6 protein-coding genes are annotated in these 7,770 nt (G+C 65.4%); 2 read left to right on the forward strand and 4 right to left on the reverse strand.

Features of this window, described 5'->3' with window-relative positions:
• Positions 1–165: 165 nt before the first annotated feature.
• Both AAGI46_13925 and AAGI46_13930 read right to left on the reverse strand, forming a co-directional pair.
• Positions 166–1,929 (reverse strand): cbb3-type cytochrome c oxidase subunit I, encoded by a 1,764-nt coding sequence (locus tag AAGI46_13925; protein MEM1013304.1) that lies wholly within the window; start codon positions 1,927–1,929, stop codon positions 166–168.
• On the reverse strand, positions 1,926–2,753 hold the full coding sequence (locus tag AAGI46_13930) for a hypothetical protein (protein MEM1013305.1): 828 nt from the start codon (positions 2,751–2,753) through the stop codon (positions 1,926–1,928). The genes AAGI46_13925 and AAGI46_13930 overlap by 4 nt, the downstream gene beginning before the upstream one ends.
• 104 nt (positions 2,754–2,857) lie before the next feature.
• Here AAGI46_13930 and AAGI46_13935 point away from each other — a divergent pair, with 104 nt between their 5' ends.
• On the forward strand, positions 2,858–3,661 hold the full coding sequence (locus AAGI46_13935) for an inositol monophosphatase family protein (GenBank protein ID MEM1013306.1): 804 nt from the start codon (positions 2,858–2,860) through the stop codon (positions 3,659–3,661).
• A gap of 17 nt (positions 3,662–3,678) precedes the next feature.
• On the opposite strand, the gene AAGI46_13940 is transcribed toward AAGI46_13935, so the two are convergent.
• A complete protein-coding gene (locus AAGI46_13940; GenBank protein ID MEM1013307.1) occupies positions 3,679–4,758 on the reverse strand; it encodes a glycosyltransferase in 1,080 nt (359 codons plus the stop codon).
• Between the two features lie 207 nt (positions 4,759–4,965).
• Here AAGI46_13940 and rfbB point away from each other — a divergent pair, with 207 nt between their 5' ends.
• Complete coding sequence (rfbB, locus tag AAGI46_13945) at positions 4,966–6,000, forward strand: dTDP-glucose 4,6-dehydratase (protein ID MEM1013308.1); 1,035 nt, start codon at positions 4,966–4,968, stop codon at positions 5,998–6,000.
• Between the two features lie 9 nt (positions 6,001–6,009).
• Here the strand turns inward: rfbB and AAGI46_13950 are convergent.
• On the reverse strand, positions 6,010–7,770 hold a 1,761-nt coding region (locus AAGI46_13950; GenBank protein ID MEM1013309.1), incomplete at its 5' end, for an ATPase, T2SS/T4P/T4SS family.

A 7,770-nucleotide genomic window follows, 5' to 3' on the forward strand; every position in this document is an offset into this window, starting at 1 on the left:
CGCCATCGCCCAGGCAAACACGGCTCGACTCGGCGTTACGTGACGCACTGGCACGAGTTTATGACGTCTCGTCCGGGCTGGCGGATCGGTTGTGGTGAAACGCCGCGGTCGGGCGAAACGCAAAGCCGCAAAGGTGCAAAGGTCCGCAAAGAGCCGAAGAATGATTCAAAAGCGGATCTCAGGCTTTTCCACTGCCCTTTGCGGCTCTTTGCCTCTTCGCGTCTTTGCGTTGAAAACGAACGACCCGAAAGCAGATGCGACGAAGATCAGTTGTGCCGCTCCAAGAATAACTGCAAAGACCGTCATGGCCTGCTGGGCCCAGGCGAGGTCGGCGAAGAGGTCGATTTTGGTGGGTTCGGCGTAGCGGCGGGGCATGCCGAAGATGCCGAGGACGTGCATCAAGCCGAACGTGCCGTTGAAGGCGACGTAGGTCGTTGCGATGTGAATCTTGCCGAGTGTGTCGCTCATCCGTCGGCCGCCAGTGAGGCGGGGCCAGAGCCAGTAGAGCCCGGCGAAGCAGGCGAATAGGCTGCCGCCGAAGAGCGTGTAGTGGAGGTGGGCAACGACGAAGTAGGTGTCGTGCAGCTGGACGTTGATCGCCGGTGCCGCCAGGACCAGCCCGCTCAAGCCGCCGATCACGAAGAGGGAGACGAACGCGTAGATCGCCCACGTCGCGGCCGTGCTGCGGGGCCGGCCCTTGGCGATCGTCGCGAGCCACGTCACGACCAGAATCGCGCTCGGCACGGAGATCAGCATCGTCGACGCGCTGAAGATCAGCGCGCCCGACGGGTCGAGCCCGCTCTGATACATGTGGTGCGCCCAGACGCCGAAGCCAAGGACGCTGACGGCGACGATGCACCCGGCGGCGGTCTTGTAGCCGACGTGGCCCCGGCCGTGTCGCGCGAGGATGTCGCCGGCAAGGCCGTAGGCGGGCAGGATGAGCAGATAGACGAGCGGGTGCCCATAGAACCAGAACAGGTGCTGGTGCAAGAGCGGCTGGCCGTCGCGTTGCGGGCTGAAGAAGCCGGTCAGGCCGTGCGCGTCGAGGAGGTTCATCGCCATCGCCAGCACGATGACAGGTCCCGCCAGCAACCCCACCGCCGCCGCCGCCGCCCAGCCCCAGACGGAGAGTGGCAGCGTCCCGCGTCGTCGCAACGCCACGGTCGCGAGCAGGGCGATCGCTACGAAGCCGCCACCCGTCGCCCAAAGTGCGATCGCGCAGAACCAGGCGCTCTGTCCGTCGAACGCGACGATCTGGACGAGCTGCAGGAGCCCGTACGACACCGCGAGACTGACCAGCAAGAGAGGTAGCTGCGTGGCTACGGCCCGCAGTCCCGATCCGGTGGAAAGGAAGGAGCGACCCAGGCTCCACATCGCCAACGCGACGACGATCCAGTTCGTGTAGAGCGCCAGCAACGTCCACCGCGATTGCACACGATCGAAGCCGCTGCCTTGCTCCAAGCGAAGCCAGCTCGCGGCGTCCGCGTCGAATGGACGCCACCGCGCTGCGACTTCCACGCCGCTCGACAGCGGGGCATAGCCCGTCCACCCCGACGCCGCCCAGCCGACCAGCAGGATCGACCCGCCCAGCAGCGTCAGCCACCAGCCGACGCGTGCCAGCCCGGGCAGTGCCAGCGTCGTCCGGCACATCCGCGGCACGTTTGCCAGGCCCAGGCCCCACGCGATGGCCGGGACCGCGACGAGCCAGACCATGATCGTGCCATGCAGCGTGAAGATTTTGGCGTACGAGTCGAGCGGCATCACGCCGCCCGGCCAGTCGTGCCGGCTGCCGAGCCACGGCACCGCGTCGTCGGGCCACGCCAGCTTCCATCGCATGCCCAGCGCCAGCAGTCCGCCGAACAGAAACGCTCCGGCGGAGAGGAGCAGGAAGCGACGCCCGATGCGGACACCTTCGCAGCCGCGGCTCAAGACGGCTCCTCCACGATGAGCTCGCCCAGCATCTGCGTGTGGCCCCAGCCGCAGAACTCGGCACAGAGCACCTGAAACGTCCCCACTTCCGTCGGCAGGAAACGGATCTGTCCCGTGTGACCCGGCACGGCGTCCATCTTCACACGCATCGCCGGGACGAAAAAGTCGTGGATGACATCACGCGAACCGAGCGTCACCTCGACGGCGCGGTTCACCTCGACCGTCGGCACGCGGGCCAGGGCAGATTGCCAGTCGTCATCCCAGCCGCCGGGGTCGGCGAAGTCCTTGCCGAGGCGATTGACGACGTCGGTGTAGCGGCCGATGGCGTCCTGCCGCTCGTCTTCCGGAAGCTCGGCCGGTCCAGCGACGCCCGCGAAGATGTATGGCGGCGGATCGGCAGCGGTGGCGGCGTCGATGATGCCGGGATTGGGCCAGAGCTCGTCGTCAGGTTTCGGGAAGACGAGGTATCGGCCGAGCTCGCCGTCGTCGCCGGGGCCGACGGTGTTCCAGGCGAAGCGTTCGCCGATGACGAGGAGTCGTTGCACATCCGTCGCCTGCGAGAGGTCGCTGCGGTTGTCTTTGAGCTGTCGCCAGTGTCGCTCGCTGACGGCGAACATGACGACAAGACCCAGCGTCATCACGCCGGCCGCGATCGGGGCCCAGGCCATCCGACTGTCGCCGCCGCGACGCAGCCAGACGACGACCAGTCCGACGTGGACCAGCAGCATCGCCAGCACGACAATTCCCAGAAACAGCCGCAGCAAATCGTCGACGTCCCGCCCGTGCATCGACGCGGAGGCGAGGCTGACCAGGGCGGCGGGCACGCATAGTCGTACGTCGCCCGATTCGGCGAAGTGCCTGCGGCAGAACGTCTCACGCGTTTCAGCGCACGCACCGCGCAGCGTCGCAGGCTCTCTACGCTGGCGACGTGCCTCATCCGACCTTGCGTGAGTTGATGAATGTCTGCGCCGACGCCGCCGTCGTGGCGGGGCGGCGGTCGCTGGGGTACTTCGGGCTCAAGGCGAGCCAGCTCGGCGTCGAGGCGAAGGGCGACGACACGCCTGTCACCGTCGCCGATCGGCTCGTCGAGGACGTCTGCCGGGCCGAGCTATCGCGTCGCTACCCGAGTCACACCATCAAGGGCGAGGAGCGCGAGGACCACGCCGGCGACGACCGATTCACCTGGTTCATCGATCCGATCGACGGCACCAAGAGCTTCGTCCAGGGCGTCCCGCTCTATGGCACACTCGTCGCATGCCTCGTCGACGGCGTGTCGCGCGTCGGGGCGATCTACCTGCCGGCGCTCAACGAGTTGATCGTCGCGGCCGACGGCGAGGGCTGCTGGCACGACGGCCGGCGTTCGCGGTGCAGCAATGTGACGGACATCGCAGACGCGACCATCACGGCCGGCAGCATCACGCGGTCCATCGACCGCTCCGACGCCTACCGCGACCTTGCCGATCGGGCCAAGCTCAACCGTGGCTGGGGCGACGCGTTCGGTTACGCGCTGGTCGCGACGGGTCGCAGCGAGGCAATGATCGATCCGAAGATCAGCCCGTGGGATTGCGCCGCCATGCCGCCGATCTTCCGAGAGGCCGGCGGCTGGTGCGGCAATTGGGGCGGCCAACAGGACATCCACGGCCCGGATTGGCTTGCATGTGCTGCCGGCGTGAAGGACGAGGTGCTCGCGGCGCTGCAGAAGCACCCGAACCGAGACCATTGGGGAAGCTGATCTTGCCGGCGAGCCGCTCAGGCCTTCATCCGGATGACGCTCTTCTGGTAGTTCTCAAACCACCTGGCGGCTTCGTCGTCAGAAAGCGCTTTGCCAAGCAGCGGCTTGATGGCCTTCAAGCCTGCGAGCGCCCCTCGGAAGTGCGGCAGGGCAAACTGACTGAACCGCAGATCTTTCACGAAGCCCAGGACGGCTTTGCGGAAGAGGAAGGCCCGTTGACGCTTGGCGGATAGTTCGCGATTCGTGGAGTGCTTCCGGTGCATCATCAACGGCACGACTGCGTAAAGCTGCTCGCGGCTCAGATTGGTCACACGTCCGGCGGGCGAGCCCACGTGGTGGATGTACGCGTCAAGCCGCGTCACGAGGATGCCGTGTCGGCTGATGCGGTACGAAACGTCACTGTCCTCGCCGCCACGGTCGAGCAGGTCTTCGGCGAAGGGCTCTTTCAGCAGCACCGACCGGCGGGCCGTCATGTGCATGCCGGCCATCAGCTGACGCCAACCGATCGGCAATGCCTTCAGCTGATCCGGCAAATCGTGGTCGGGCCAGTCGGCGTCGTAGGGAACGAAGAGGTCATCTGCCTTGAGCCAGCGGCGAACGTTTTGAGCAAGGCCGCCGTGACGGACGCCGTAGGAGTTGACGTACTCGCGATCATCGACCGAGTCGGACGGGGGCTCGGGCGAATCGTCTGGCGTCGGCGGCCGATCGGCAAGCAGTGTCGCGCAGCCAGCGACGAGTTCGTCCGGGTCACTCTCGTAAACCTGCATGACCCGTTCGGCGGTCTCGGGCCAAAGGAGCGAGTCATCATCGATGAGAAACAGCACGTCCGCCGTCGAGAGTTCGACGCAGTGGTTGCGCTGCAGGCTCGCCGACGGCCGTCGAGCTTTCTCGTACGTCAGCGGCACTCGGTCTGCAACGACTTCCTCGATTGCCGCCTTGTTGCCTTCAAAGTCCGCAGACGCATCGACCACGACGACCTCTGCCGGCATCCGACTCTGATCGAGGGCGAGTCGAATGCAGCTTTTGAGGTCGTCACGCCGCTCGTACGTCGCGATCGCCAGGCCCCACGTGAGCTTCTTCGTCGGCGACTTGTCCATCGTGCTGGTCCTTCTATCGGAACAATCGCAAGGCGGCCGCAGACCGGACCAACAGACCCGGAACCCACCGCCCGAGCCCTCTCTCACGATCCTTGGCTATCCGTGTCCAGCACTGGTCGACACCGATGTTTCTGCTGATCCAAAATCCCGACATTCTCGGACGCTTGTGCCTTGGCAAGCGTCCGCAAATGCCGATGCTGCCGCTACATGCCAGCTTCGAAAAGCCCACTCCTCGTCACCGGTGCCGCCGGTTTCATCGGTAGCAACTTCGTCCGCATGGCGGTCGAGCGCGGCGTCGGGCCGATTGTGGCGCTCGACAGCCTGACCTACGCCGGCAACCTCGAGAACCTGGCCGACCTGCTGGAGGGTGACAAGATCGCCTTCGAGAAGGCTGACATCCGCGACGCCGACGCAATGACAACGGTGTTCGAGGAGCACGGCATCCGACGCGTTGCCCACTTCGCCGCTGAAAGCCACGTCGATCGCTCCATCATGGGCTCGGCCGACTTCGTCACGACCAACGTCGTCGGGACGCAGGTCCTGCTCGACCTGGCGAAGGCCGCGGAGGTGACCCGGTTCCTCAACGTCGGCACCGACGAGGTCTACGGCACGCTGCCGGAAGACCAGCCGGAAGTGAAGTTCACCGAAGAGACGCCGCTCCAGCCGAACAGCCCGTACAGCGCGAGCAAGGCCGGCGGCGACTGCTTGTGCCGGGCGTACTACGAGACGCACAAGATGCCGGTGCTCATCACGCGATGCAGCAACAACTACGGGCCGTACCAGTTCCCCGAGAAGCTCATTCCGCTGTTCGTGACGAACCTGATGGAGGGCAAGCAAGTCCCGCTCTATGGCGACGGCCTGAACATCCGCGACTGGCTGCACGTCAGCGACCACTGCGACGCGATACTGACCGTCCTCGAAAAGGGAACGCCCGGCGAGGTCTACAACGTCGGCGGGAACAACGAGCAGACGAACCGGGCCATCACCGAGAAGCTGATCGACCTCTGCGGCCGAAGCTGGGACGAGGCGGTGACGTACGTTGAAGACCGGAAGGGCCACGACCGGCGTTACGCGATCGACGCGAGCAAGATCAAAGCCGAGCTCGGCTGGGAGCCCAAACGCCGCTGGGACGAAGCGATCGCCGAGACCGTCGACTGGTACAAGTCGAACCGCGACTGGTGGCAGTCCATCAAGAGCGGCGCGTATCGCGACTACTACGAGAAGCAGTACGCCAATCGATAGACCTGCGAATCAACCCTCGGTCACGCGCAGCACCTCGTCGACGGTCGTCAGGCCCTGTTCGACCTTGTTCCAGCCGTCTTCGCGCAACACGACGAGGCCCGCCTCGCGGCATTGGCGACGCAGGGCGTTGACCTCGGGATTGGTCGTCACCGCGTCGCGCAACGCGTCGTCCATCTTCAGCAGTTCGTACAAACCGAGTCGGCCCGTGTAGCCGGTCTGGCGACACTTGTCGCAGCCGACGCCCTTGGTCATGTTGCGGGAACAATCGAAGCCGTTGCGTTCGTAGACCGCCTTGGCTTCGTCGCTTGGGACGAAGGTCTCCTGGCAGTGCGGGCAGACCTTGCGAATCAGCCGCTGGGCCAGAATGCCGTTGACGGCGGCGCTGATGAGGTACGGCTCGACACCGATGTTGATGAGTCGCGTGATGCTCGCCGGGGCGTCGTTGGTGTGGAGCGTGCTGAGTACTAAGTGACCCGTCAGCGACGCCTGCACCGCGATGCGGGCCGTCTCGCCGTCGCGGATTTCGCCGAGCATGACGACGTCCGGGTCCTGACGCAGCAGGGACCGCAACGCCGCACTAAACGTCATGCCGATCTTGTCCGTCACCTGCACCTGGTTCGCCGCCTGCAGGTGGTACTCGACCGGGTCCTCGACCGTCGAAATGTTTAGCTTCGCCCCGTCCATGCAGCGGAGCGAGCTGTAGAGCGTTGTCGTCTTGCCCGAGCCCGTCGGGCCGGTGACGAGGAGAATGCCGTGCGGCTGATCGATCAGGTCGCGCCACGTCGCCAGGTGATCGTCGCTGAAGCCGAGCTTCTCCAGCGGCACGTTGATGCTGCGGTTGTCGAGAATTCGGATCACGATCTTCTCGCCAGCCACCGTCGGCAGGGTGCTCATGCGGAGGTCGATCTTCCGGCCCTGCACCACCGCACGGATGCGGCCGTCCTGCGGCACGCGGCGCTCGGCGATGTCGAGGTTGGCCATGATCTTCAGACGGCTGCTGATCGCCGGGGCCATGCTGAACGGCGGGCTCATCGCGCTGAAGAGGATGCCGTCAATGCGGTAGCGGACCTGAAGCTGCTTCTCTTTGGGCTCGATGTGAATGTCGCTCGCGCCCTGTTTGATCGCGTCTGCAATCAAATAGTTGACGAAGCGGATGACCGGCGACTCGCTGCCGGCCTTCTCGAGGTCGTCGGCGTCTTCGGTCTTTTCCTCGACGACGCTCACATCGTCCTCGGCCACCTCGCCGATGATGTCGTTCAGGTTGCCAAGGTCGCTCTGCCCGTCGCTGTCGAGCGACTCGCAGACCTTGGCGACGAAGCCTGGCGTGACGACGACGGCTTCGACCTGACGATCGCCCAGGCGTCGCGTGGCCTCGTCGAGCAGAAAGATGTCCGCTGGGTCCGTGACGCCTAGGCGGACGACTTTGCCGCTGTCAGAAACCGGAATGACGAGGCTGTTCTTGCAGAAGTCGAGCGACAGCCGATCGACGGCCTGCTGGATCGACTCGTCCGTCGGCTTCTCGTCGACAAACGGCGTGTCGTGCAGCTCGGCCAGCGCTTGGTAGACGACTGTCTCGTCGGCACCGGTCTCGACCAGCACGCGTTCGAGCGCCCGGCCGGGACTCTTGGCTAGGACACTCTTCGCCTGCTCGATCACATCGCCCGCGATGCGGCCTTGAAGGACGTCTTCGAGTGTCCGGGTCGCGACCTGCTCCTCGTCAGGCTGCCACAACCCCCCGAACGCGGCGGCGGGATCGGTCGTCGGGTCGAA

It is taken from the genome of Planctomycetota bacterium, assembly GCA_038746835.1.
Taxonomy (GTDB): domain Bacteria; phylum Planctomycetota; class Phycisphaerae; order Tepidisphaerales; family Tepidisphaeraceae; genus JBCDKH01.